The organism is Xanthomonas arboricola pv. juglandis, assembly GCF_905367715.1.
Lineage (GTDB): Bacteria > Pseudomonadota > Gammaproteobacteria > Xanthomonadales > Xanthomonadaceae > Xanthomonas > Xanthomonas arboricola.
In genome coordinates this window covers 3,269,471-3,294,233 of the sequence record NZ_HG999362.1, presented here as the reverse complement: position 1 = coordinate 3,294,233, position 24,763 = coordinate 3,269,471, and the positions used below count along the sequence as shown (strand labels likewise).

Here is a 24,763-nt window from a genome sequence, read left to right as displayed (position 1 = left end):
ACGTCAGGGCGTTGCGGTGCCGTTGCGATGATGGTGTGGTTGGTGTGTCTGCGCTGATTGCCTACTTTTTTGACTGCGTCCGACGCGGTCGTCTGCCTTGGAGAATGGAAAGATGTTGAGCAAATTCGCGCCACTGTCGCTTGCGGTGGCCATCGCGGTGACGCTCGCGGCGTGTGGCAGTTCCGACGACAGCGCCAAGCCGGCACCGGCCGCAACGCCGGCCGCACCGACCAGGGTGGATGTGTCCAAGCTCGATGCACCGATCGTGGCCTTCGGCATCAACGATCTGGATCCGGCCATCGACGCGTGCCAGGACCTCAACGGCTTCCTCAACGCCAAGTGGCTCAAGGCCAATCCGGTGCCATCGGACCGCACCAGCTGGGGCAGTTTCGAAGTGCTGGCCGAGCGTTCGCTGACCATCCAGCACGCGCTGGTGGAGCAACTGGCGCGCGGCAACCTGTCGGCCGGTTCGGTGGATGCCAAGATCGCCGACCTGTGGCGCACCGGCTCGGACGAAGCGGCGATCGACAAGGCCGGCATCACGCCGCTGCAGCCGCAGCTGAAGGCGATCGATGCGCTGACCGATGCACCGTCCATCGCCGCGTGGTTGCGCGACAGCTATGCCAAGGGCCAGGGCTTCATGTTCTCGTTCGGCGCCAATGCCGACTACAAGAATTCCGAGCAGATGATCGCCTACGCAGGCCAGGGCGGTCTGGGACTGCCGGAAAAGGGCTATTACACCGATCCGGCGCAGGCCAAGATCCGTGAGCAGTACGTGGCCTACATCGCGCGCGTGCTGGAATTGTCCGGCGTTGCGCCAGCGCAGGCGGCAACCCAGGCCAAGGCGGTGATGGCGTTCGAAACGCGCCTGGCCAATGCCTCGCTGTCGCGCATCGAGCTGCGCGACCCGGCCAAGCGCTACAACCCGGTCGATGTGGCCGGTGCCAATGCGGTCACCCCGCATTTCGACTGGCAGGCGTTCTTCAGCGCGCTCAAGGTGCCGGCCGGGACGTTCTCGCTGAGCCAGCCGGGTTACTTCGCCGAGCTCGATGCGATGCTGGCCGACACGCCGGTGGACACCTGGAAGGCCTACCTGCGTTTCCACAGCGTGGATGAAGCAGCGCCGTATCTGGCCAAACCGTTCGAGCAGGCCAACTTCGATTTCTATGCCAAGACGCTGCGTGGCCAGCAGGACATGCTGCCGCGCTGGAAGCGCACCTTGAACGCGGTCAACGAGGCGATGGGCGAGGCCCTGGGCCAGTTGTACGTGCAGTCCGCGTTCCCGGCCGAGTCCAAGCAGCAGATGCAGCAACTGGTGCAGAACCTCTCGGCGGCGCTGAAGGCGCGGCTGGAAAAACTCGACTGGATGAGCGCGGAAACCAAGCAGCGCGCGCTGGAGAAGTGGGCCAGCTTCACGCCCAAGATCGGCTACCCGGATCAATGGCGCGACTGGTCGGGCCTGGAGACACGTGGCGATGGCTTCCTGGCCAACATGCAGGCTGCGCAGGCATTCAACTATCGCTACATGCTGGACAAGATCGGCAAGCCGGTCGACAAGCGCGAGTGGCATATGACCCCGCAGACGGTCAATGCGTACTACAACGCCACGCGCAACGAGATCGTGTTTCCGGCCGCGATCCTGCAGCCGCCGTTCTTCGACCCCAAGGCCGACCCGGCGTTGAACTACGGCGGTATCGGCGCTGTGATCGGGCACGAGATGATGCATGGCTACGACGACTCGGGCAGCCAGTTCGATGCCAAGGGCAACTTCGATACTTGGTGGACCGATGCGGACCGCAAGCTGTTCACCCAGCGCACCGACCAGCTGGTGGCGCAGTTCGACGGCTATGAGGCGATTCCCGGCGTACACGTCAAAGGCAAGCTGACCCTGGGCGAGAACATCGGCGACCTGGGCGGCCTCACCGTGGCCTACGACGCGCTGCAGATGGCGTTGCAGGAACAACCCGACGCCGGCAAGGACATCGACGGTTATACCCAGGACCAGCGCTTCTTCATGAACTGGGCCACGGTGTGGCGCCGCAACTTCACCGACGGCGAACTGCGCGTGCGCCTGAACACCGATCCGCATGCGCCGGCCAATTTCCGCGCCAATGGCGCGCCGTCGAACATGCCGGCATTCGCGCAGGCATTCCAGTGCAAGCCCGGCGATGCGATGGTGCGTGGGGACAAGGAGCGCGTTGCAATCTGGTGATCGGCGCAACTGCAGCACGCGCGGTTGCGACCGCGCGTGCTGCAAATGCCTTGTTTTGGCGGCTTTGTAGAGCCTGCTTGCGGCTGCGTCTGCACATCGGGCTGCCGGTGCAGCGTCTAGACTGCCGCGCTCCGAATGGCAGGGAGCGGCAGTGACAAGGCGAAAGATCTTCAAGGCGATCGGGATCGGTGCGCTGATCCTGGTGCTGGGCAGCGTGCTGTCGTTGTACGGTTACGGGCGCTTTGCCGATCGTCAGCGCGGTGCGGTGAGCCATGCGTTGCCTGCCACGGCGATTGCCACGCCGATCGACCGGGTCGTCGCGCCGCTGCAGCGGGCACATGCCGGCCAGACCGGCATGGTGATCCTGCCCGACAACGTCGATGCGTTTGCGGTGCGCGCGCTCACCGCGCGTGCGGCCGGGCGTAGCCTGGATCTGCAGTACTACATCTGGCATGCGGACTTCACCGGCAACCTGCTGCACAACGAGCTGCTGCATGCGGCCGATCGCGGCGTGCGCGTGCGCCTGCTGCTGGACGACATGAACATCCATGGCAGCGATTCGGTGCTGGCGGCGCTGGACAGCCACCCGCTGATCGAGATCCGGTTGTTCAATCCCACCCGTGCGCGCGAAGGCACGCTGATGCGCGGCGTGGAGATGGTGCTGCGCATGTTCAGCATCAATCGGCGCATGCACAACAAGGCCTGGATTGCCGATGGCCGGATGGCGGTGGTGGGCGGCCGCAATGTCGGCGACGAGTATTTCGATGCGGCGCGCGACACCAACTTCATGGACATGGACGCGGCATTGATGGGGCCGGCCGTGGGCCAGGCCGAGCAGGTCTTCGATGCGTACTGGAACAGCCCCAACGCCTTGCCGCTGGCCGCGCTGGTGACCGCACAGCCGCAGGCACTGGATGCGTTGCGCGGCAGTCTGGACGCCGGCCTGGCATCGGCACGCGCGCATCCCTACGTGGAGCGGCTGCGCCAGTCGCCGAGCGTGCAGGCCCTGACGAAGGGCCAGCGCCAGGTGCACTGGCTGGAGCAGGCGCGCATCGTCTCCGACCCGCCGGAAAAGGCCGAGGGCGCACCGCCGCAGGCCGACTGGATGACGCCAATCCTGATCGGCGAGATGGCGCGTGCGCAGCGCGAGCTGAAGGTGATCTCACCGTACTTCGTGCCGGGCGAGGAAGGCATGCGCTGGATCGGCCAGTTGCGTCGGCGCAATGTGCGCGTCAGCGTGTTGACCAATTCGCTGGCGGCAAACGACGTGGTCGCCGTCCACAGCGGCTATGCCGGTTACCGCGTGCCCTTGCTTACCCAGGGCGTGCGCCTGTACGAGCTCAAGCCGATGGGCAAGCCGGACGGCAGCCTGTTCGGGTCCAGCGGGGCCAGCCTGCACACCAAGGCTTTCGTGGTGGACGACAGCAGCGGCTTCATCGGCTCGTTCAATCTGGATCCGCGCTCGATGAACCTCAATACCGAGATGGGCCTGCTGTTCAACGATCGCGCAGTGGCCGCGCAACTGGAACAGGTCTACAACCGCAAGATCGGTGCGCCGGTGAGTTACCGCGTGACTCTGGAGCACGGCGAGTTGCGCTGGCACGACGATGCGGCGCAACCGCCCGAGGTGTGGTCGCAGGAGCCGGCAGCCAGCGTGTGGCGGCGTGGCGCGGCGACGGTGATGGGCTGGTTGCCGCTGGAGTCGCAGTTGTAGTTCCGCCGCATGCGCGTGCAGCGCGCTACTGCAGCTGTGTCACGATCTCGCGCGCCATCGCGCCCAGCGGCAGGATGCGGTCGGCGCCGCCGCGTTTGATCGCTTCCTTGGGCATGCCGAACACGATGCTGGTGTGCTCGTCCTGCGCCACCGTGCGCGCGCCGGCCTGACGCATTTCCAGCAGCCCGGCGGCGCCGTCGTCGCCCATGCCGGTCATGATGATGCCCAGCGCATTGCTGCCGGCCGCACGTGCGGCCGAGCGGAACAGCACATCCACCGACGGACGATGCCGGTTGACCGGTGGGCCTTCCATCACTTCGACAAAGTATTGCGCGCCACTGCGGCGCAGCAGCAGATGCTTGCCGCCGGGCGCGATCAATGCGCGGCCCGGCATCACCCGGTCGTTGTTGGCCGCTTCCTTCACCGCGATCTGGCACAGGCCGTTGAGGCGCGCGGCGAAGGCGGCGGTGAATTTCTCCGGCATGTGCTGCACGATCACGATGCCGGGGCAGACGCGCGGCAAGGCGGTCAGCACTTCTTCCAGCGCCTGGGTGCCGCCGGTGGAGGTGCCGATGGCAACGATGCGCTCGGTGGTCTGCGCCAGCGCGCGCCCGCTTTGCGCAGGCAGGATCACATCGGCGGTGTGCTTGACCTCCGCTTCCAGCGGCGCTGCGGCAACCCGCGCGGCCAGCCGTTTGACGTTGGCGCGTGCGGCGCTGCGCACCGTATTGACCAGTTCCTCGGCCGAGTCGGTGAGGAACTGCTTGAGCCCCAGTCGCGGCTTGGTCACCACGGCCACCGCACCAGCGGCCAGGGCATCCATGGTGACGCGTGCGCCTTTTTCGGTGAGCGTCGAACAGATCACCACCGGGGTGGGGCGCTCGCTCATGATCTTGCGCAGGAAGGTGATGCCATCCATGCGCGGCATTTCCACATCCAGCACGATCACGTCCGGCCATTGCTTGCGCATCTTCTCGATCGCCAGCAACGGGTCGGCCGCGGTGGCGATGACCTCGATGTCGGCCGCGTCGTTGAGCACGCCCACCAGCACCTGGCGCACCACCGCCGAGTCGTCGACGACCATGGCCTTGATGGGACTGGGGCTGGCGGCAGGGCGGTTGAGGGCTATCGACACGGCGGATCCTTGGCTCAGGCCTTGCGGAAGATCGAGGGTGCCACCTGGACCAGATCGATGTCGAGTTCGCTCAGGCTTTCCGAATGACCGATGCAGAAATATCCGCCCGACTTGAGGTTGGACAGCACGCGCAGGATGACCTCGCGCTTGGTCTGGCCATTGAAATAGATCATCACATTGCGCAGGAAGATCGCATCGAAGCTGCCCAGCATCGGCAAGGCCGTGTTGAGGTTGGCATGCACGAACTTGACCCGGTCGCGCAGGCGGCGCTCCACCAGCAAAGTGCCGTCGTACTCGCCCTGACCACGCAGGCAATAGCGCTTCAGATACGCCTGCGGAATGCCGTCGATGCGTTGCAGCGCGTAGTGCCCGGTGCGCGCCTTGGCCAGCACGCGGGTGCTGATGTCGCTGCCGACCACTTCGAACGGCCGCCCCTGCAAGGCGTCGTCCAGCACCATCGCCATGCTGTAGGCCTCTTCGCCGCTGGAGCTGGCCGCGCTCCAGCAGCGGAACGGCAGGCCGCCGCGATGTTCGCCGGCCAGCTTGCGCAGCAATTCGAAGTGCTTGGGCTCGCGGAAGAAGTAGGTTTCGTTGGTGGTCAGCAGATCGATTGCGGTCTGGATCTCGGCGCGGTCCTGGCGGCTTTCCAGCAACTGCAGGTACTGCGTGTAATTGCTGAACTGATGTTCGCGCAGGCGCTTGCCCAGGCGGCCGCACAACATGGCCTTCTTGCCCGAGGAAATGCTGATGCCGGCCGCTTCGAAGATGAAGCGCTGGAAGCGGCCGAATTCCTGTTCGGTGATGGCGGTGGACGTGCTCATGTCAGGCGACATCCGCATCGCTGGGCAGTGCGTTGCCGCACAGGCGGGCGATGCGCACGGCGTGTTCGCGCCACCATTCCGACAGCATCGGCCCGGGCATCGGTGAGCCCATCAGGTAGCCTTGCGCCAGGTCGCAGCCCAGCTCGCGCAGCAGGCGCCAGTCGTCCGGGGTTTCCACCCCTTCGGCCACGGCGGTTAGGTCGAGCCGGTGCGCCAGTTCCAGCGTGGATTCGAGCACGGTGCGCTGGCTGCGGCTGCGATGGGCGGCATGCACGAAGCTGCGATCCAGCTTGAGTTCGGTGAAGGGAATGCTGGCCAGGCGCTGCAGCGAGGAAAACCCCGTGCCGTAGTCGTCGATCGACAGGCCGAAGCCATGCAGGCGCAGGCGCGCCAGCATGCTCAGGGCATTGGCCGGCTCGACGATGGCGCTTTCGGTGAGTTCCAGCACCAGATCGGCAGGGCTCAGGCCGTTGTCGCTCAGCTTGCCGCATAGCTGTTCGAGAAAGCCCTGCTCACTGAGCAGGTTGGGCGACAGGTTCAAGGCCAGGCTCAGCTCGAAGCCTTCCGCGCGCCAGTCCACCAGTTGCGCAACCGCCAGGTCGATCACCTGCTGGGTCAAGGCATGGATCAGGCCTTCGCGTTCGGCCAGCGGAATGAAGCGCTCCGGCCCGATCATGTCGCCTTGCGGGCGGCGCCAGCGCGCGAGTGCTTCCACACCGCGCAGGCGGCCATCCCTGAGATCGAGCTTGGGTTGGTAGGCCACGCGGATTTCGCCGCGGCGCATGGCCCGGTCCAGCCGCGATGCCGCCGCGCCACCGCTGGACATCAGCGGCGATATCGCCGGCTGTGCAAACGCAGGCGCGTTCGTGGCCAGTCCCGGTTCGCACTCCAGCACGTTGGCCAGGTCCTGCAGATGCATCGGCTTTTCGATGCCGCCAAGCACGCGCACGCCGGCGCTGCGGCTGAGCTGCATCACCGCATCGATCAGGGCGCCGCCGCGCTGCGAGACCACCACCACCGGCACGCTGTACTTGCCGCGTGCCAGCGCATCGAGCAGCTGCACGCCGTCCATGCCCGGCATTTCTAGATCGATCAGCAGCAGCGATGGTGCAATTGCACTGCCCAGCCAGGCCAGCGCGGCGTGACCGTCGACCGCGCCGTCGACCGCGACGGCGCCGAGCTGGCGGCACAGCGCCATCGCGTGTTCGCGCTGGACCACGCTGTCGTCGACGACCAACACGGGGCCGTCCAGCGCGCAGCTGCAGGAGAGAAGGGTGGGGCGCATGGGAGTCCTTGCGTGCATGCTGGACATGTCAGGCTGCCAGCTCGGCGACAGGCAGCTGGGCGAGTGCGTCGTTGCCCAGCACCGCGTCGGCGTCGAGCAGGATCACGAAGCGTTCGCCGATCCTGGCCATCGCATGGATGCATTCGCGTGCGATGCCGGCGCCAAAACTGGGCGCGCCGGCGATGGTGTCGGGTGCGATCTCCAGCACTTCGCTCACCGCGTCCACCAGCAGGCCGAGCACCTGATGCGTCTGGCCATGGGCAATCTCCACGATCACGATGCAACTGCGCTTGGTGATCGCGCTGGCATTGCGGCCGAAGCGTTGCTGCAGATCCACCACCGGCACCACCGCGCCGCGCAGGTTGATCACGCCGCGCAGCGCCGGCGGCATCATCGGCACGTCGGTGGGGGCGCGGTATTCGATGATTTCCTTGATGCCGAGGATGCCCAGGCCGAACATCTCCGTGCCCAGCAGAAAGGTCAGGTATTGCTGCGGTGCCGTCGATGACGGCGCAACGGTGCGTGTGGTGGTGATGGCTGCGCTGTGCGGTTGCATCGTCGTTTCCTCAGAAGCTGGCGAACTGCGATTCGTCGATCGCATCGGCGGTGGTCGCCACCGCGCTGATCTGGCGCACGTTGCTGCGACGCGGCGGCGTGCTGACCGCGGTGCTGCTGCCATGCGTTGCGATCCGGCGCGGGCCAGGCTTGTTGCTGGGCGATGCCACTGCACGCCCGCTGTTGCCGAGCCGGAAGAAGCCCATCAACTGCTGCAGCTGTTCGGCCTGCGCGCTCATTTCCTCCGAGGTGGCGGCCAGTTCTTCGGCATTGGCCGCGGCCGACTGCGTGGTCTGGTTCAACTGCCCGACGGCGGTGTTGATCTGGCTGACGCCGGCGGTCTGTTCTTCAGAGGCGGCGGCGATTTCCTGCACCAGGTCGGAGGTGCGGCGGATCGAGGGCACCATCTCGCCGAGCACGCGGCCGGCGCTTTCGGCCAGGTCCACGCTGGAGCCGGCCACCTCGCCGATCTCCTGCGCGGCGATCTGGCTGCGCTCGGCCAGCTTGCGCACTTCCGCTGCCACCACCGCAAAGCCCTTGCCGTGTTCGCCGGCACGCGCGGCCTCGATGGCGGCATTGAGCGCCAGCAGATTGGTCTGGTAGGCGATGTCGTCGATGATGCCGATCTTCTTGGCGATGTCCTTCATCGCCACCACGGTGGCGCGCACGGTGTCGCCGCCGTCGGCCGCTTCGCTGGCGGCCTTGGCGGCCATGCTGTCGGTGACGCGCGCGTTCTCGGTGTTCTGCGCGATGGAGGCGGTCATCTGTTCCAGCGAGGCGCTGGTCTCTTCCACGCCGGCAGCCTGTTCGCTGGCGGCCTGGGCCAGCGCCTGCGCGGTGGCGCTGACCTGTTCGGAGGCGCTGGCCAGGTTCTCGGCGTTGCGGTTGACCTCATCGACGATCTCGGTCAGCCGGCTCATGGTGGTGTTGACGTAGCGCTGCATGTCGGCGAACGCGCCTTCGTAGCGGCCTTCCACGGTGTGGGTGAGGTCGCCGTCGGCCATTGCGCCCATCACCTGGATCACCTCGGAAATGCTGCGCAGGTTGCCGCGCGCACGCTCCACGGTGTCGTTGATGAAGGCCTTCTTGCCCGGCAGTTGCGCCAGCGGTGCCTCGAAGTTGCCGCGGCCGAATTCGGCCACCACGCCCATCGCCAGTTTCTTGACCGCGATATGCGCGCCCACCATCTGGTTGATGCCGGTAGCCATGCTGCGGAAATCGCCGTCGAAGCGACTGCTGTCGATCACCACGTCGATGTCGCCGGCCTCGTGCTCGGCCGACATGTGGTTGATCTCGGCGATCAGGCCGGTGAGGTTGCCGCGCACCTGTTCCAGGGTTTCGTTGATGAAGCGCTTCTTGCCCGGCAGCAACGGCAGCTGCGCGGTGAAGTTGCCGCGGCCGAATTCGGCCACGCAGGCGATGGCCTGCTTCTTGACCGCGATGTGGCTGGCCACCATCGCATTGATGCCTTCGGCCATGCGGCGAAAATCGCCGCTGAAACGCTGGCTGTCGATGACCACGTCGATATCGCCGGCATCGTGCTCGGCCGCCATGCGGTTAACCTCGGCGACCATGCCGGTGAGGTTGCCGCGGATCTGCTCGACGATCTCGTTGATGAAGGCCTTCTTGCCCGGCAGGCGTTCCAGCTCGGCGGAGAAGTTGCCGCGGCCGAACTCGGCCACGCACGCCATGGCCTGCTTCTTGACCGCGATGTGGCTGGCGACCATGCGGTTGATGCCTTCGCCCATGGTGCGGAAGTCGCCGTCGAAACGCGCCACGTCGATGCGTGCATCGATCTCGCCGGCATCGTGTTCCTGCGAGACGCGGTTGATCTCCTCGTTGACGTGGGCGATGTTACCTTGCACCTTGCGCAGCGCACGCAGCACCTCGCAGGCCTGCTCATCGCGCAGCTGCGGCAGGGCGACAGCGAAGTTGCCGCGCGCAAAGGCATCCAGCGTGGTGGTGGCAAGCTGCAGCGAGCCGGTCGCGCTGCGGATCGCATGGAGCAGCAGCGCACCGCTGACGAGTGCGGCCAGGACGCTGGCGGCGAGCAGGGCGCCGTGCGACAGCGTCAGCGCAAAGCCGGCGACCACCACCACGACGGGCAAGGCGAGGGCGAGGGCGGCGGTGAACCACAACTGCGTGGCGATCGGGAGACGATGTGACATGGCGGCAGCTTCCTGGGCTCAGGGAACAACGAATGGCGCGGTGATGTGGGGAGTGCTGGTGTGGTGACTCAGGCCGCCAGGGCGTCCTGGTTTGGATGCAATTGCTGCAGCAGGCTGGGCACATCGAGAATCAGCGCGACATCGCCGCTGCCCAGGATGCTCGAGCCACTGATGCCCTTGACCTGCGCGAAGACCTTGGACAACGGCTTGATCACGGTCTGCCATTCGCCCAGCAAGGTGTCCACGACCAGGCCGAAGCGCTGGGCGCCCTGGCGGATCACCACGATGCTTTCGCGCGCCGGCGTCCTGCCGCCGAGCGCGAACAGCTCGCGCAGGCGCACATACGGCAGCACGCTGCCACGCAGGTCGATGTAGTCGCTGGCGTAGTCGGGGGTGAATTCCACGCATTCCTCCACCACGTCCAGCGGCACCACGAACACCGACTTGCCGACACCGACCTGGAAGCCGTTGATGATGGCCAGCGTCAGCGGCAGCCGCACCGAGATGGTGGTGCCCACGCCGGCGCTGCTGTCGATCTCCACGGTGCCGCGCAGCGCGGTGATGTTGCGCTTGACCACGTCCATGCCGACGCCGCGCCCGGACAGGTTGGTGACCTTTTCGGCGGTGGAGAACCCCGGCTCGAAGATCATCGCGAACACCTCGCGGTCGCTGAGCTGGCGGCCCGGTTCGATCAGGCCGCGTTCCAGTGCCTTGGCCAGGATGCGGTCGCGGTTCAGGCCGCCGCCGTCGTCGGTAATCTGGATGACGATGCTGCCGGAGTCGTGATACGCATTGAGGCCAACGGTGCCGCGTGCGGGCTTGCCGCGCGCCACGCGCACGTCCGCCGGTTCGATGCCGTGGTCCATGGCATTGCGCACCAGATGGGTGAGCGGGTCGCCGATCTTTTCCACCACCGACTTGTCCAGCTCGGTGTCCTCGCCGGCCACCACCAGCGCGATGTCCTTGCCGAGTTCGCGCGCCACATCGTGCACCACGCGCTGGAAGCGGCTGAAGGTGCCGCCGATCTTGACCATGCGCAGTTGCAGGGCGCTTTCGCGCACCTCTTCCACCAGGCCGGCCAGGATCGAGGCCGATTCCAGCAACTGCGCGTCGCCGGTGCGCTGTGCGTTGGCATTGGTGCCGGCCACCGCGATGATGAGTTCGCCGACCAGATCGATCATGCGATCGAGCTTGTCGGCGTCGACGCGGATCGAGCGCGCGTCGGTGTTGCGTGCGCCGGTGTCCTGCGGCGCGCGTGCCGGCGCTGCGGCCGGGACGGCAGCCAGCGTGCCGACGACCGGCGCGGCAGCCGCGACCGGCTCGCTGGCAGGCACCGCGCTGGCGTCCATCGGTGCCGGCACCGAGAGGATCTCCAGGTCGCAGTCTTCGCGCACGAACTCGAACACGTCCTCGATCGCGGCACGGTCGGCATCGCTGCGCAGCAGGATCTGGAAGCCCAGATAATTGGCTTCCGGATCGAGCGCTTCGAAGCTCGGCAGCTGGCTGACATCGGTGCTGATCGACTCGACCGAGCCCAGCCCGCGCAGGTTGCGGATCAGCTTGAGCGGCGAGTTGCCGTAGCGCAGTGCGTCGGCGAACAGTTTCAGCGTGATGCGCCAGTAACCGCTCTGTTTTTCCGGGGTGCTGTGCTGGAGGGCGGTGGCGGTGACACCGCATGCGCTGGCCTGCAGGTAGGTCTGCAGTTGTGCCAGCAGGGGTTCGGCCTCTGCCGCCAGTGCGTCGGCATCGGCGTGAGCGGGGTCGGCGGCGGTTTCCACCAGGGCATGGATGTGGTCGCAGCACACCAGCAGCAGCGCGATCAGTTCCGAGCTCAGCGTCAGCGCGTCGTCGCGCACCAGGTCCAGCACGCTTTCCACGACATGGGTGAAGCCGACCAGCTGCGGCAGATCGAACAGGCCGCCCGAGCCCTTGATGGTGTGCGCCGCACGGAAGATCGCGTTGACCGCATCCGGCGAGGACTCGCCACGCTCGGCTTCGAGCAGGTGACGTTCCATGTCTTCGAGCAGGTCCCGGCTCTCGGCCAGGAAGGTCTGCATCAGCTGGTTCATATCCATACGCGTTGCCGGTCCGTTAGTGAATGCGTTCGCCGATACCCGCAACCGCGTGCGGGTACAGCGCTTCGAGCAGGCCGAGCAGTTCGATCACATCGACCACCGCGCGGCTGGAATCGGTCAGCGAAAATGGCCGGCCGTCGGCCTGGATCGCCTGCTTGGTCGCCAGCAGCAACTGCAGGCCGGTGGTGTCGATCTCGCTGACCGCGCCCAGGTCCAGGTGCAATCCGCCCGGATGCAGCAAGGCCGGCTGCAGCAGCGGCTTGAGTTCGGCAGCGCGACGGATGGTCATCTCGCCTTCCAGGGCGAGCGTCAGCGGCGCGGGTAGATCGGACAGTGGCGTGTTCATTGATGCCTCAAGCGATGCGATGGCGCACGGATGCGTGCCATGACGCGGAAGAAGGTCGCTCCGGCGTGGCTTGCGTGGGCAGCTCTGCACACGCGGACATGCCGGTCCATGCAGGTATCGGCGCGTGACAGGAATATTTAGGCCAAATTCAGTGCAGTGACGGATTTGAGAAATCCATCACTGCCTGGGCATTAATTGCTCAGCTTTGTCGCAAGCAGGCTCAGGAAACCAATGTCCTGGACAGTCCTGCAGGACAGATAGCCGCCTTTCAGCCGACTTCTTTAATGCGTGCAGGATGGATCTGTGCACGGCCACTGCCGCGAAAACGCATGAAACAGGCGGCATGCGTCACGGACCGGCGTCGCATGGGCGAAGGGCGTTAGTGGAAATGCCGCACCGGACCGGATTGACTTCGCGCCGCGATCGCAACGCGCCCGACGCCTGCTTGCGTCCTGCACAGTCGAGAGCGCTGCATAAAGCAGGCGCAACCGACCGGGCAGCGCGCTTATCTCGGCGCCAGCATCGTCAGCAGCCCGCGTGCGGCATTGAAGCGGTCCGCGCCTTCCGGCAGCGGCAGCTTGATGCGCAGTTTGTCCGGGCCGTCCATGGTGTAGATCTTGGGCTGCTTCTGGATCATCTGGATCACCGCGACCGGGTCGATCGCCGGTTTTGCCTCGAAGACCAGCCGGCCGCCGTTCTCGCCCAGGTCCAGCTTACGCACACCCAGCGCATTGGCCTGCAGCTTGAGCTCGGCAATCGCGAACAGGTGCTTGACCGGGTCCGGCAGCAGGCCGAAGCGGTCGATCATCTCCACCTGCAATTCGCGCAGCGCATCGGCGTCGCGGGCGCTGGAGATGCGCTTGTACAGCGTCAAGCGCGTATGTACGTCGGGCAGGTAATCCTCGGGAATCAGCGCGGCCACATGCAGCTCGACCTCGGCGCCGCGGACCTCCTCGCCCGCATCCAGATCCGGCAGCTTGCCCTGGCGGATGCTGCGCACCGCGCGTTCCAGCAGCTCGGTGTACAGGCTGAAACCGACCTCGGCCATCTGCCCGCTCTGATCTTCGCCCAGCAGCTCGCCGGCACCGCGGATTTCCAGATCGTGGGTGGCCAGGGTAAAGCCGGCGCCGAGCTCGTCCATGGAGGCGATCGCCTCCAGGCGCTTTTCCGCGTCGGAGGTCATCGAGCGACGATCCGGCACCACCAGGTACGCATAGGCGCGGTGATGCGAGCGGCCGACGCGGCCGCGCAGCTGGTGCAACTGCGCCAGGCCGAAGCGGTCGGCGCGGTTGATGATGATGGTGTTGGCATTGGGGATGTCGATACCCGACTCGATGATCGTGGTCGACAGCAACACGTTGAAGCGCTGCTTCTGGAAATCCAGCATCACCCGCTCCAGTTCGCGCTCGGGCATCTGCCCATGCGCGATACCGATGCGCGCTTCCGGCACCAGTTCGGACAGCTCGCGCTGCATGCGCACGATGCTTTCCACGTCGTTGTGCAGGAAGTACAGCTGCCCGCCGCGACTGAGCTCGCGCTGGAAGGCCTCGCGCAGCAGCGCGTTGTCCCAGGCGGTGATGAAGGTCTGCACCGCCAGCCGGTTCGGCGGCGGGGTGGCGATGATCGACAGGTCGCGCAACCCGGCCATGGCCATATTGAGCGTGCGCGGGATGGGGGTCGCGGTGAGCGTGAGCAGATGCACGTTGGCGCGCATTGCCTTGAGCGCTTCCTTCTGCCGCACGCCGAAGCGCTGCTCTTCGTCGACCACGACCAGGCCCAGGTCCTTGAACTTGACGTCCGGCTGCAGCAGCCGGTGCGTGCCGATGATGACGTCGATCTCGCCGCTGGCGACCTTCTCCAGCTCGGCCTTGATCTCCTTGGTGCTCTTGAAGCGCGACAGCACTTCCACCTTCATCGGGTAATCGGCGAAGCGGTCGCGGAAGTTGCGGTAATGCTGCTCGGCCAGCAGTGTGGTCGGCACCAGCACCGCGACCTGCTTGCCGGCGCTGGCGGCGGCAAATGCGGCGCGCACGGCCACCTCGGTCTTGCCGAAGCCGACATCGCCGCAGACCACGCGGTCCATCGGCTGGCTGCTGCCCAGATCGCGCAGCGTCGCATCGATGGCCGCCAGCTGGTCGGCGGTTTCCTCGAACGGAAAGCCGGCCGCGAACGGTTCGTACATCGCCCGGTCCACCTGCAGCGCCAGACCGGCACGCGCACGTCGGCGGGCCTGGATTTCCAGCAATTCGGCCGCCACGTCGCGGACCTTTTCGGCCGCCTTGCGCTTTGCCTTGGTCCATTGCTCGCCGCCCAGCGAATGCAGTGGCGCGGTCTCGGCCGAGGCGCCGGAATAGCGGCTGATCAGATGCAGCTGCGCCACCGGCACATACAGCCGGTCGCCCTTGGCGTACTCGATTTCCAGGAACTCGCCGGGCATGCCGCCGGCGTCGAGCACGATCAGGCCGCGGTAGCGGCCCACACCGTGGTCCTCGTGCACGATCGGCGCGCCTTCGGACAGCTCGCCCAGATCGCGGATGATCGCTTCCGGCTCACGCCCGACCCGGCGGCTGCGGCGCGGCTGGTTGGCGCGCTCGGGAAACAGCTGGCGCTCGGTCAGCACCGCAATCTGCGGGGCGTCCAGCGCAAAGCCGTCTTCCAGCGGCGCCACGGTGATGCCGAAGCGCAGCTTGGGCGCCGCCAGGAAGGCGGGCAGGTCGGCGACGACCTCCGGCTTCAGCTGCGCGGCGGCCAGCACTTCCATCAAGGCTTCGCGCCGGCCGGCGGTATCGGCGGCCACCAGCACGCGGCCGGGGTAATGGCCCAGGAACGAGGCCAGCGCCTGACCAGCCGGGGCGTCTTTTGCCGCCACCGGCAGCGGCGGCAACGGCTGGTCGCCCAGCGCGGCGGCCTCGTCGATGCGCGGATGGTCGCTGGCCCAGACTTCGATGCGCGCCAGCTTGTTGAGCCGCTCGCGCAGTGCGTCCGGCGACTGATACAACTCGTCCGGCGTCAGCAGCGGGCGTTCCACATCGTGGCGGCGTTGCTCGTAGCGGTCCTGCGCCTGCGCCCAGAACGTGTCGGCCGCATTGGAGACGCCGGTGGCGACCAGCGGCAGCACGCGCTTGTCCAGATAATCGAACAAGGTGGCGGTCTTGCTGAAGAACATCGGCAGGTAATACTCCACCCCCGACGGCGCCAGCCCCGACTTCAGATCCTGATACAGCGCGCTGCGTCGGGTATCCACGTCGAAACGCTCGCGCAGGCAGGCCAGCACACGTTCGACGCTTGCATCGTCCATCGGCACTTCACGGCCGGGCAGCAGCTTGACGGCCTCGACCTTGTCCAGCGAGCGCTGCGATTCCGGGTCGAAGGCGCGGATCGAGTCGATATCCTCGTCCAGCAACTCGATCCGCAACGGCGTGGCTTCGCCCATCGGGAACACGTCGAGCAGGCCGCCGCGCACTGCAAAATCGCCCGGGTCCATCACCTGCGGCACGTTGCGGTAGCCGGCGCTTTCCAGACGGCGTTTTTCCGCATCCAGATCCAGCCGCTGGCCGACCTTGAGATCGAAACTACCGCCGACGATGTAGCTCAGCGGTGCCAATTGCTGCATCAGCGTCTGCACCGGCACGATCACCACGCCACGGGTCAGTGTGGGCAGCCGATGCAGTGCGGCCAGGCGTTGGCTGATGATCTCCGGGTGCGGGCTGAACTGGTCGTAGGGCAGGGTTTCCCAATCGGGAAACGGCACCACCGGCAGCGTCGCGTGCTCGCCGAGCAAGGCATGCAGATCCGCCTCGATCTGATGCGCGCTCTGGTTGTCGCGGGCGATCACCAGCAGCGGGCCGGCATGCGCCTCGGCGGCACGTGCGATCGACCAGGCCAGCGCAGTCGGCGAAGACGGAGCGCGCCAATAGGCGCGGAGCTGGCCGGACTTGGGCAGCGGCGGAGAGGGGAAGGTGGTTGGTGACGGCATCAGCCGGCAATTTTACCAGAGCCCCTACCGCGGCCGGTCCATCCGGCGTGAAAGCCGGCGCCGGGCCACCTGCGCCGCGGTGGTCGGATGTGCGGCGCTCTCGCCATCGACATACCGACCATCCCGACAGGTCCTTGCCCGCTCACCGTCGCGGGACCTTACGCGGCATGGATGCCGCGTAAGAGCCTACAGGGACGTACTTGCGGCGTGTCCTGCGATGGTGGGCGGGCGAGGGCCTTGCAGCCAAGCGACAGATCAACAATTAAAAGCCAGGTGAGTCGGGGGTGCGGCGTCCTCACCGCTCGCGGGACACGCCGTGAATCCGTCCGTGGAGGCTCGGTGGCGGCATCCGTGCCGCCACACGGTCCCGCAATCGGCGAGGACACCGCCCCAGACAGTTGCCGGTTGTTTTGTTGAAAACCATACACACCGACCATCCCGACAGGTCCTTGCCCGCTCACCGTCGCGGGACCTTACGCGGCATGGATGCCGCGTAAGAGCCTACAAGGACGTACTTGCGGCGTTTCCTGCGAGGGTGGGCGGGCAAGGGCCCTGCAGCCAAGCGACACATCAACAACCAAAGCCAGGTGAGTCAAGGGCGCGGCGGCCTTCTCAATCCCGAATCCCCAATCCCGAATCCCGAATCCCAGCCCCTCAGGCATCCAGCTCGAGCACCATCCGCACCAGCTCCGGCGAATCCGGATGCGGCTGCGGCTTGAAGCCCAGCGACTCGGCCAGCTGCAGCATCGGCACATTGCTTTGCAGCACGTCGCCGAACAGGCAATCCAGGTATTTGCGCCGCGCCCACTTGACCAGCTTGCGCATCAGCTGCCGTCCCAGCCCCTGGCCGGCGACGAAGCTGCTGACCAGGATGGTGTACTCGGCCTGGCGGGTGCCCGGCACCAGTGCCGCGCGCGCCACCGCGCCCACCAGCGCCTCGCCCGGCGGCAGCTGTTCGGCGGCCACCAGGACGATCTCGCTCTTGGGATTGGGATGGGTCAGGCGCTGCACCATCTCCGGGGTGATTTCGGCGGAGGAACGCACGAAGCGCGCGCGGATTTCCTCCGGTCCCAACAGGCTGAAGGCGCCCTGCAGCGGCGGACCGTCCTCGGGACGGATCGGGCGGAGCAGGAGCGTGCGGCCATTGGGCAGGCTGAAGTTTTCATGCCAGGGAGGCATGCGATTGCGAATGGCCATGACCGGTGTTCCTTAAAGATCGGAAGATTCTGGCACCAGCCCAGCGCACAACCGTGAATGAATCCGGTGCGCCGCTGGGGGCCGTCAGGGGGTGGCAGTGCTTCCCTCATCACTGTACCGAGCGATACCGTGATCCAGTCGTGAGTATGCAGCCGCGTTCGCCAGCGCGAGCAGGCGTCTGGTACCGGCGACTCAGGCGTCCTGGCGCAGCCACTCCAACCGGGTCGATGCACCTGCCTCGCCCAGGTGCTGCTTCAGCACCGGCAGCGCGGGTGCCAGCACCTGGTCGAACTGCCACGGCGCATTGACGATCAGCAGCCCGCTGCCGGTCAGGCGCAGCGGCGAGTCGTCCGGGCGCACCTGCAGCTCGGCCACCAGCACCGACTTGGCCGGCAGCGTGGCCGCCTTGCGCATGAACGGCTGCAGGCTGCGGCGCAGCTTGATCGGGTACCACACCATGCAGATCGCCTGTGGCCAGCGCGCCAGGGTCTCGCGCACGCTGTGGATGACCTGCGGGTACTCGGCTTCCTGCGCCTCGTAGGGCGGGTCGATGAGCACCAGCCCGCGGCCGATCTTGGTCTCGCCCGCACGCGGCGGCACGAAGGCGCGAATCGCCTCGTAGCCATCGCCGGCATGCACGCGCACGCGGCTGTCCCTGGCGAACAGGCGCTTGAGCGCCTCGGCCTCTTCCGGCTGCAACTCGCAGAACGCCATGCGGTCCTGTTCGCGCAGCGCCTGCGCCGCCAGCAACGGCGAGCCGGGGTAATGGTTGATCTGGATGCCGGCGGTGGGGCGCGCCGGCTTCTGGCCGGGCGTGGCCGGGCGGGCGACGGTGTGGTTGTCGGCCTGCACCGCGCGCAGATAGCGTTCGACCACCTCGGGCAGGGTCGATTCGGCCATCAGCCGCATCACCCCGGCATCGGCCTCGTTGGTCTTGCGGCTTTCCTCGCCGCCGAGCTGGTAACGCCCGCGTCCGGCATGGGTGTCGAGCACGAAGAACGGCGTGTCCTTGCGCTTGAGGGTGTCGATCAGCGCCAGCAAGGCGATGTGCTTGAGCACGTCGGCATGGTTGCCGGCATGGAAGGCGTGGCGATAGTTCATCGCGGCAGTGTACGGGCCGCGCCAGCATGCGGCTATGCTGCGCGCCATGTCCGAGTCCCCCGCCCGCGTGCTCGTCGTCGAAGACGAGGCCGCCATTGCCGATACCGTGCTGTACGCGCTGCGCAGCGAAGGCTATGCGCCCGAACACTGCCTGCTGGGCCGTGACGCATTGGTGCGCCTGCGTGCCGACCCGGTCGACGTGGTGGTGCTGGACGTGGGCCTGCCGGATATCAACGGCTTCGAGGTGTGCCGCGCGCTGCGCGGTTTCAGCGACGTGCCGGTGATCTTCCTGACCGCGCGCAACGACGAGATCGACCGCGTGCTCGGCTTCGAACTGGGCGCCGACGACTACATGGCCAAGCCGTTCTCCCCGCGCGAGCTGGTGGCGCGGGTGCGTGCGCGGCTGCGTCGTCGCAATGTGGCCGCCGTGGCGGAGCCGGGCTGGCAGCCGCATGGCGCGTTTGCGATCGACCGCGAGGGCAGCCGCATCCGCTACGGCGATGCGCTGCTGCCGCTGACCCGCTACGAGTACGCGCTGCTGTCGGCGCTGTTGCAGCGCCCCGGCGCGATCCTGAGCCGCGCACAGCTGATGGACCGCGGCTGGGACGCCAGCGCCGACAGCGCAGACCGCACCGTGGACACCCATATCAAGACGCTGCGCGGCAAGCTGCGCCAGGCCGGCGTGCCGGCCGACCCGATCCGCACCCACCGTGGCCTCGGCTACGCGCTGGAGCTGTAGCCATGGCCGCGCGCAGGCATCGTGGTGTTCTTCGGGCCGGGGCCTGAGATGCGGCTCGGTCTCAAGCTGTTCCTGGGCTTCTTCCTGATCGTCGGGCTGGCCGCGTTCTTCGTGATGCGGGTGTTCGTCAACGAGGTCAAGCCGGGCGTACGCCAGGCGATGGAATCCACGCTGGTGGACGCGGCCAATGTGCTGGCGGAAATGGCCAGCGGCGAGCTGGCTGCCGGCACCATCGCCAGCGGCAGCTTTGCGCGCAACGTGGCGCAGGCGCAGCGGCGCGACCCCAAGGCCTGGGTGTGGCGGTTCCGCAAGAACAACGTGGCCTACCGCGTCACCGTCACCGATGCGCGCGGCGTGGTGGTGTTCGACTCGCTGGGCCGCGATGTGGGCCGTGACAACTCGCGCTGGAACGATGTCTATCGCACCTTGCGCGGCGAATACGGCGCGCGTTCCAGCCCCGAGGTCGATGGCGACCCGACCGCCACGGTGATGCATGTGGCCGCACCGATCTACGCGCCGAATGACCCGGCCAAGTTGATCGGCGTGCTGACGCTGGCGCAGCCCAATCGCAGCATCGACCCGTTCATCGAGGCCAGCCAGCGCAACATCCTGCAACGCGGTGCCTGGCTGATCGGCATCTCTGCGCTGATCGGCATCTGGATGACCTGGTGGCTGATGCGCGGCATCGGCCGGCTCAATCGCTACGCACAGGCGGTGAGCGCGGGCGTGCCGGTGCCGCCGCCGGAGCCGCGCGGCGATGAAATCGGCGACCTGGGCCAGGCGCTGGAAAGCATGCGGCGCAAGCTGGAAGGCAAGGCCTACGTCGAGCACTACGTGCAGTCGCTGACGCATGAGATGAAGAGCCCGCTGGCGGCAATCCGGGGTGCGTCCGAACTGTTGAGCGAGCCACTGCCGGAAGCCGATCGCCAGCACTTTGTCGCCAGCATCCGCGCGCAGGAGCTGCGCCTGACCGAAACCATCGACAAGCTGCTGGCGCTGGCCGAGGTGGAGCAGCACGGCTGGCTGCAGACGCGCGAGCGCATCGCGGTGGCTGGCCTGCTGCAGGCGGCCGTGGATGCCGTGCTGCCGCGCGCGGCAGCGGCCGGCGTGCTGCTGGAACGCGATGCCGCATCCGACACCGCGCGCGGGCAGTACGTGCTGGGCGATGAATTCCTGCTGCGCCAGGCGCTGATCAACCTGCTGGAAAATGCCATCGCGTTTTCACCGCAGGGCAGCACCATCCAGCTGCGTGCGCAGGTGCTGAAGGAACAGGTGCAGCTGGTGGTAGAAGACCGTGGCAGCGGCGTGCCGGACTACGCACTGGAACGGGTGTTCGAGCGTTTCTATTCGCTGGCCCGCCCGCAGACCGGGCAACGCAGCTCCGGCCTCGGCCTGCCGTTCGTACGTGAAGTCGCGCGCCTGCATGGTGGCGAGGCCGCGCTGGGCAACCGCGAGGGCGGCGGTGCGATCGCCACCCTGCGCCTGCCCATCGGCTAAGCGCGGCTAACAAACCGTAGCGCGCAGTCGTAGGTTGGGTGCGGAGCAACCGGAGTGTGAGTGGTACCTGCCGATTCCGCGCACCGGCCGCGCCCGCCTGGCGGCTGTGTAGCAGGTTTGTCGGCGGCTCTGAACCGCATTGCGTGCCGTCAGTGCACAGGCCGGCGGCCGACGGCGGCGGTATCGCGGTGGCACGCAAGCGGCATGCGCCAGGCACATGCCGCATCCGTGTCAGCCGCGCCTCACCACGCGCAGCCGCTGTGTGCTAATGCACCACGTCGGCCCCGATGACGTCCTTGGCGACCACCGACCAGGACAGCTTGCCAAAGCCCTTGTTGCCCCACTCGGTGCCCCAGCTGTTTTCGACGAGCAGCCCTTCGCTGTCGTAGCCCAGCGCGATCACCGCGTGCCCGCCCAGGATCGGCGTCTTGGTGTCGTAGTCGACCTGGTTTTTTGGCGTGAGGTCTTCGAACCCCTGGCGGACATAAAAGCCGATGGCCACCGGCGTGGACGAGGCCAGCGCAAGTTTGATCTGTTCGATCAGGGCCCGCCCGCCATTGCCGTCGCCCGAATACAGCACGGTGTACTTGCGGTACGGCGTGAGGTTCTTGGCGGCGTTGGCGCGGTCGGCCGCGGTGGGTGGGTTCTTCCAGTTGTAGTTGCCCCACGAATAATGCTGCTCGGTGTCGATGCCTTGGGCCAGCGCGACGTCCAGCGGCGCTTCCAGCGTGGAGCCCTCATCGACGCCACCGTTGACCTGACTGTAGAGATACATCGGGGCGAAGCGGGTTTGCGCCTGCTTGTTGGCGTTGGCATACCAACCGGTCAGGGTGTGGGCGGTTGCCCATGACGCACACGACCCCACCTGGCCCTGGTCGCCCGGGGTAATTGCCCAGGCCGTCAGGTCGACCGTGGCGGGCAGGGGTTTGGCGGCGCTGGCAATGCCGAACAACGGAGTGACCGGCTGCATCAACGACGAGGGTTTCAGGCCCATCCCGTGCATTGCCGCCTGTGCGGCGGCGGAGGACAGGCTCAGGGCAGCGAGCAGGCAGAGCGTGAGCGAACGTTGCTTGGTCATGAAGGCAAACTCCAGGCGAGAGAGGGATGCAGTCGTGCGCGTTTCTGGAACCACGGCCTGCAAGCGGGCATGCGTGTGCGGCACCGCCGCTGCGGCGCGTAACGTTGAATGCGGATGCCGCGGAACCACGGAACTGCAACGCCGTGATCAACGCAGACTCGAGAAAAGCAATGACCCCCGTGATGCGCAACTGCACTGGCATCGTTGCGCCTGGCGGCGAAGCGCGCGGCGGTGATGCGAAGCCTTGGCGATGCAACGGAAGCGTGTCCTGGGCCTCTGTTGCATTTTTGATGGGCAAAACCTGCATTTCCTAACGGGATCACAGTGCCGGTCGCCGAGCCTGCCGACCGCCCACTTCACATTCGCTTCAAATTCGCCTCAAACCCCCGACACCGGCGCAACGCACCCTGGCGACCTCCCAGACTGAGGAAGGTCGATGAAATCCCTGAAACTGTTGTTGCGCTTCGCCACCATTGGCGGATTGATCCTGTTGCTGCTGATTCCATTGCTGCTGATCCGCGGCACGGTGCAGGACCGTGCGCGTTACCGCGACGAGGCGGTGGAGCGGGTGGCGCAGAGCAAGGCCGGTGAGCAGCAGTTCATCGCGCCGGTGCGGGTGCTGCCGTTTACCGAGGACGTACAGGTCACCGAGCCGGACGAGCAAGGCAACCCGCGCAAGGTCTGGCGCAAGCGCGACGGCCAGTTGCTGCAGACCCCGCGCACGCTCACCCTGAGTGGCGAGCTGACCCCGTCCGAGCGCAAGATCGGCCTGTTCCGCGTGCAGGTGTATTCGTGGAAGGCCAGGCTCAAGGCCGAGTTCGATCCGTTCGAGTATCCGGCCGTGGCCGGTCGCCGCTATGGCCGGCCGCATCTGGCGGTAGGCATTTCCGATGTGCGCGGCCTGGTCGGCACGCCGAGCCTGCGGGTGGACGGCCGCAGCTTGCCGCTGGAGAGCGGGGCCGGCGGCCTGGTGGGGCGCTCGGCCGGTATTCATGCCGATCTGCAGCCGCTGGGCGATGCGCTGGCCGGCACGCTGGGTGATGGCAAGCTGGTGGAGATGTCGTTCGTGCTAGACGGCACCCGCAGCCTGGCGATCGCACCGATTGCCGACAACAACGACATCGCCTTGCGCTCGGCCTGGCCGCATCCGCTGTTCGGCGGGCGCTTCCTGCCGAATGCGCCGACGATCGGTGCGCGCGGTTTCGATGCGAGCTGGTCGTTGTCGTCGCTGGCCACCGGTGCACAGAGCCAGCTGCAGTCCAGCCAGTCGTCGCTGGATACGCTGGAGGTGCGGCTGGTCGATCCGGTCGACGTGTATACCCAGGCCGACCGCGCCAGCAAGTACGGCATCCTGTTCGTGTTGCTGACCTTTGTGGCGTTCGTGTTGTTCGAGTTGATCAAGCGTCTGCCGATCCATCCGCTGCAGTACCTGCTGGTGGGTCTGGCGCTGGCGATCTTCTTCCTGCTGCTGCTGAGCCTGTCCGAGCACATCGCGTTCTGGCAGGCGTATCTGGTCTCTGCCGCGGCATGTATCGGCCTGCAGTTCTTCTATCTGTCCGGAGTGTTGCGCAGCTGGGCGCGTGCAGCCGGATTCTCGGCGATGCTCACGGCGTTGTACGGGGTGCTCTACAGCCTGTTGATCTCCGAAGACAACTCGCTGCTGATGGGATCGTTGCTGCTGTTCGGCATCCTGGCCAGCATCATGTGGGTGACCCGCAAGCTCGACTGGTACGAGCTTGGCAACAGCCTGCGCTGAGGCCGACATGCGCACGCACGCACAGTTGCACCGGCGGGCGCAGCGTTTGCTGCCCGCCGGGATCGACACGGTGGCGCTGCTTCCCGCAGCGCTGCCGCAGTATTGGGACGCTTCGCCGTTGTCGGCCTTGCCCTTGCGCCGCGACGGACGCCGCGGCGTGATCGGCCTGCGGCTGCATGCAGGCACCGCGCAGGCATTGCGCCTGGGCGGCAGCGGCTTCCTGCAGGCGGCGCAGCGGCAGGACGCGGCGGCAGACAACGCGCGTCCGCGCCGCTACGGGCCGTGGCAGCGGTTTAGCAACGGCAGCTACTGGGCGCGCAGCACCGATGCACTGCTCGGTGTGCTGCTGGCCAGCGAGGAGGCGGCGGTGTGGTTGCTGTGGCAGCAGCCGGCTGCGGCGGCTCCGGGCAATGGCGGCTGGCTGCGCTGACGTGCGGCGGCGCAGCTGCGCCAGGCTGGCTTACCATGGCCGGCATGAGCGGCTCCTCCCTGATCGTTGAAACGGTGCGCGGCACGCAGGTGCTGCCGCATCTGGCTGCGGTGGCGCAACTGCGCATCGCGGTGTTCCGCGCCTGGCCATACCTGTACGAAGGCGACGCCGATTACGAGCGCGGCTATCTGGCCGCCTACGCGGCCTCGCCGGACAGCGTGTTCGTGCTGGCACGCGATGGCGATGCGGTGATCGGCGCCTCCACCGGGCTGCCGCTGCTCGACGACAGCGAAGCCTTCCATGCGCCGTTCCGTGCAGCCGGCATTGACCCGGCCAGCGTGTTCTATTTCGGCGAATCGGTGCTGCTGCCGGACTATCGCGGGCAGGGAATCGGTCACGCATTTTTCGACCAGCGCGAGGCGCATGCACGTGCACTGGGCCGCTTCGCGCTCACTGCGTTCTGCGCGGTGGAACGCGCAGAAAACGATCCGCGCAAGCCGGCCGACTATCGATCCAACGACGTGTTCTGGCGCAAACGTGGCTATGCACCGCAAGCGGACATGCGCGTGCAATTGGCGTGGGCGGAGTTGCAACACGGCGAGATCGACCACAGTCTGCGGGTATGGACGCGGCCACTGCCGCCGTGACCGGGTCACCTCTTACGCCATCGATCAACCG

General features: G+C 66.8%; 18 protein-coding genes. 7 read left to right on the top strand and 11 right to left on the bottom strand.

What is annotated here, in order from left to right:
* Positions 1-112 precede the first annotated feature (112 nt).
* Together KHN93_RS14350 and KHN93_RS14345 are read left to right on the top strand one after the other, a co-directional pair.
* Complete coding sequence (locus KHN93_RS14350; protein ID WP_211920491.1) at positions 113-2,212, top strand: M13 family metallopeptidase; 2,100 nt, start codon at positions 113-115, stop codon at positions 2,210-2,212.
* A gap of 151 nt (positions 2,213-2,363) precedes the next feature.
* Positions 2,364-3,926: a phospholipase D family protein gene (locus tag KHN93_RS14345; protein ID WP_211920489.1), complete on the top strand. Its 1,563-nt coding sequence runs from the start codon at positions 2,364-2,366 to the stop codon at positions 3,924-3,926.
* Positions 3,927-3,951: 25 nt separating this feature from the next.
* Here KHN93_RS14345 and KHN93_RS14340 read toward each other — a convergent pair whose 3' ends face one another.
* The 10 genes from KHN93_RS14340 to KHN93_RS14295 all read right to left on the bottom strand — a co-directional run bounded on the left by KHN93_RS14340 (position 3,952) and on the right by KHN93_RS14295 (position 18,585).
* On the bottom strand, positions 3,952-5,079 hold the full coding sequence (locus tag KHN93_RS14340) for a protein-glutamate methylesterase/protein-glutamine glutaminase (protein ID WP_026064711.1): 1,128 nt from the start codon (positions 5,077-5,079) through the stop codon (positions 3,952-3,954).
* Positions 5,076-5,882, bottom strand: a complete 807-nt coding sequence (locus KHN93_RS14335; RefSeq protein WP_024939356.1) for a CheR family methyltransferase — start codon at positions 5,880-5,882, stop codon at positions 5,076-5,078. The genes KHN93_RS14340 and KHN93_RS14335 overlap by 4 nt, the downstream gene beginning before the upstream one ends.
* Before the next feature lies 1 nt (position 5,883).
* Positions 5,884-7,167 carry an EAL domain-containing response regulator gene (locus KHN93_RS14330; protein WP_024939355.1) on the bottom strand — a complete coding sequence of 428 codons (1,284 nt, stop codon included), beginning with the start codon at positions 7,165-7,167 and terminating at the stop codon, positions 5,884-5,886.
* A 28-nt stretch (positions 7,168-7,195) separates the two neighbouring features.
* Complete coding sequence (locus tag KHN93_RS14325; protein WP_211920487.1) at positions 7,196-7,723, bottom strand: chemotaxis protein CheW; 528 nt, start codon at positions 7,721-7,723, stop codon at positions 7,196-7,198.
* Positions 7,724-7,733: 10 nt separating this feature from the next.
* The gene (locus KHN93_RS14320; RefSeq protein WP_211920484.1) at positions 7,734-9,890 is read right to left on the bottom strand and encodes a methyl-accepting chemotaxis protein; all 2,157 of its coding nucleotides are present in this window, start codon (positions 9,888-9,890) and stop codon (positions 7,734-7,736) included.
* A gap of 68 nt (positions 9,891-9,958) precedes the next feature.
* Positions 9,959-11,965, bottom strand: coding sequence for a chemotaxis protein CheA (locus tag KHN93_RS14315; protein WP_039526255.1), 2,007 nt, complete (start codon positions 11,963-11,965; stop codon positions 9,959-9,961).
* A gap of 16 nt (positions 11,966-11,981) precedes the next feature.
* Complete coding sequence (locus KHN93_RS14310; protein ID WP_016905011.1) at positions 11,982-12,311, bottom strand: STAS domain-containing protein; 330 nt, start codon at positions 12,309-12,311, stop codon at positions 11,982-11,984.
* A gap of 505 nt (positions 12,312-12,816) precedes the next feature.
* Positions 12,817-16,287 carry a transcription-repair coupling factor gene (gene mfd, locus KHN93_RS14305; RefSeq protein ID WP_211920482.1) on the bottom strand — a complete coding sequence of 1,157 codons (3,471 nt, stop codon included), beginning with the start codon at positions 16,285-16,287 and terminating at the stop codon, positions 12,817-12,819.
* Positions 16,288-16,941: 654 nt separating this feature from the next.
* The gene (locus KHN93_RS14300) at positions 16,942-17,484 is read right to left on the bottom strand and encodes a GNAT family N-acetyltransferase (protein ID WP_024939889.1); all 543 of its coding nucleotides are present in this window, start codon (positions 17,482-17,484) and stop codon (positions 16,942-16,944) included.
* A 192-nt stretch (positions 17,485-17,676) separates the two neighbouring features.
* Entirely contained in the window at positions 17,677-18,585 is a 909-nt protein-coding gene (locus KHN93_RS14295) for a 23S rRNA (adenine(2030)-N(6))-methyltransferase RlmJ (protein WP_016902309.1), read from the bottom strand.
* Positions 18,586-18,619: 34 nt separating this feature from the next.
* Here KHN93_RS14295 and creB point away from each other — a divergent pair, with 34 nt between their 5' ends.
* Both creB and creC read left to right on the top strand, forming a co-directional pair.
* Positions 18,620-19,324, top strand: coding sequence for a two-component system response regulator CreB (gene creB / locus KHN93_RS14290; protein ID WP_211920480.1), 705 nt, complete (start codon positions 18,620-18,622; stop codon positions 19,322-19,324).
* Positions 19,325-19,372: 48 nt separating this feature from the next.
* Complete coding sequence (gene creC, locus KHN93_RS14285) at positions 19,373-20,821, top strand: two-component system sensor histidine kinase CreC (RefSeq protein ID WP_211920478.1); 1,449 nt, start codon at positions 19,373-19,375, stop codon at positions 20,819-20,821.
* A 265-nt stretch (positions 20,822-21,086) separates the two neighbouring features.
* Here the strand turns inward: creC and KHN93_RS14280 are convergent, their stop codons facing one another.
* Positions 21,087-21,899, bottom strand: a complete 813-nt coding sequence (locus KHN93_RS14280) for a C1 family peptidase (protein WP_211920476.1) — start codon at positions 21,897-21,899, stop codon at positions 21,087-21,089.
* A gap of 436 nt (positions 21,900-22,335) precedes the next feature.
* Between KHN93_RS14280 and creD the strand changes: the two genes are divergently transcribed.
* From creD to KHN93_RS14265, 3 genes are read left to right on the top strand one after another with little or no spacing between them, the layout of a single operon-like run.
* A complete protein-coding gene (gene creD, locus KHN93_RS14275) occupies positions 22,336-23,655 on the top strand; it encodes a cell envelope integrity protein CreD (protein ID WP_047129027.1) in 1,320 nt (439 codons plus the stop codon).
* Between the two features lie 7 nt (positions 23,656-23,662).
* Entirely contained in the window at positions 23,663-24,085 is a 423-nt protein-coding gene (locus KHN93_RS14270; RefSeq protein ID WP_211920474.1) for a hypothetical protein, read from the top strand.
* Between the two features lie 35 nt (positions 24,086-24,120).
* Positions 24,121-24,732, top strand: a complete 612-nt coding sequence (locus KHN93_RS14265) for a GNAT family N-acetyltransferase (RefSeq protein ID WP_104559730.1) — start codon at positions 24,121-24,123, stop codon at positions 24,730-24,732.
* Positions 24,733-24,763 lie beyond the last annotated feature (31 nt).

Bases quoted from the DNA above. Each gene is read 5' to 3' on its own strand.
- KHN93_RS14350 (WP_211920491.1), top strand. From the start codon at position 113: ATGTTGAGCAAATTCGCGCCACTGTCGCTTGCGGTGGCCATCGCGGTG.
- KHN93_RS14335 (WP_024939356.1), bottom strand. From the start codon at position 5,882: ATGAGCACGTCCACCGCCATCACCGAACAGGAATTCGGCCGCTTCCAG.
- KHN93_RS14330 (WP_024939355.1), bottom strand. From the start codon at position 7,167: ATGCGCCCCACCCTTCTCTCCTGCAGCTGCGCGCTGGACGGCCCCGTG.
- KHN93_RS14325 (WP_211920487.1), bottom strand. From the start codon at position 7,723: ATGCAACCGCACAGCGCAGCCATCACCACCACACGCACCGTTGCGCCG.
- KHN93_RS14320 (WP_211920484.1), bottom strand. From the start codon at position 9,890: ATGTCACATCGTCTCCCGATCGCCACGCAGTTGTGGTTCACCGCCGCC.
- KHN93_RS14315 (WP_039526255.1), bottom strand. From the start codon at position 11,965: ATGGATATGAACCAGCTGATGCAGACCTTCCTGGCCGAGAGCCGGGAC.
- KHN93_RS14310 (WP_016905011.1), bottom strand. From the start codon at position 12,311: ATGAACACGCCACTGTCCGATCTACCCGCGCCGCTGACGCTCGCCCTG.
- mfd (WP_211920482.1), bottom strand. From the start codon at position 16,287: ATGCCGTCACCAACCACCTTCCCCTCTCCGCCGCTGCCCAAGTCCGGC.
- KHN93_RS14300 (WP_024939889.1), bottom strand. From the start codon at position 17,484: ATGGCCATTCGCAATCGCATGCCTCCCTGGCATGAAAACTTCAGCCTG.
- KHN93_RS14295 (WP_016902309.1), bottom strand. From the start codon at position 18,585: ATGAACTATCGCCACGCCTTCCATGCCGGCAACCATGCCGACGTGCTC.
- creB (WP_211920480.1), top strand. From the start codon at position 18,620: ATGCTGCGCGCCATGTCCGAGTCCCCCGCCCGCGTGCTCGTCGTCGAA.
- creC (WP_211920478.1), top strand. From the start codon at position 19,373: ATGCGGCTCGGTCTCAAGCTGTTCCTGGGCTTCTTCCTGATCGTCGGG.
- KHN93_RS14280 (WP_211920476.1), bottom strand. From the start codon at position 21,899: ATGACCAAGCAACGTTCGCTCACGCTCTGCCTGCTCGCTGCCCTGAGC.
- creD (WP_047129027.1), top strand. From the start codon at position 22,336: ATGAAATCCCTGAAACTGTTGTTGCGCTTCGCCACCATTGGCGGATTG.
- KHN93_RS14270 (WP_211920474.1), top strand. From the start codon at position 23,663: ATGCGCACGCACGCACAGTTGCACCGGCGGGCGCAGCGTTTGCTGCCC.
- KHN93_RS14265 (WP_104559730.1), top strand. From the start codon at position 24,121: ATGGCCGGCATGAGCGGCTCCTCCCTGATCGTTGAAACGGTGCGCGGC.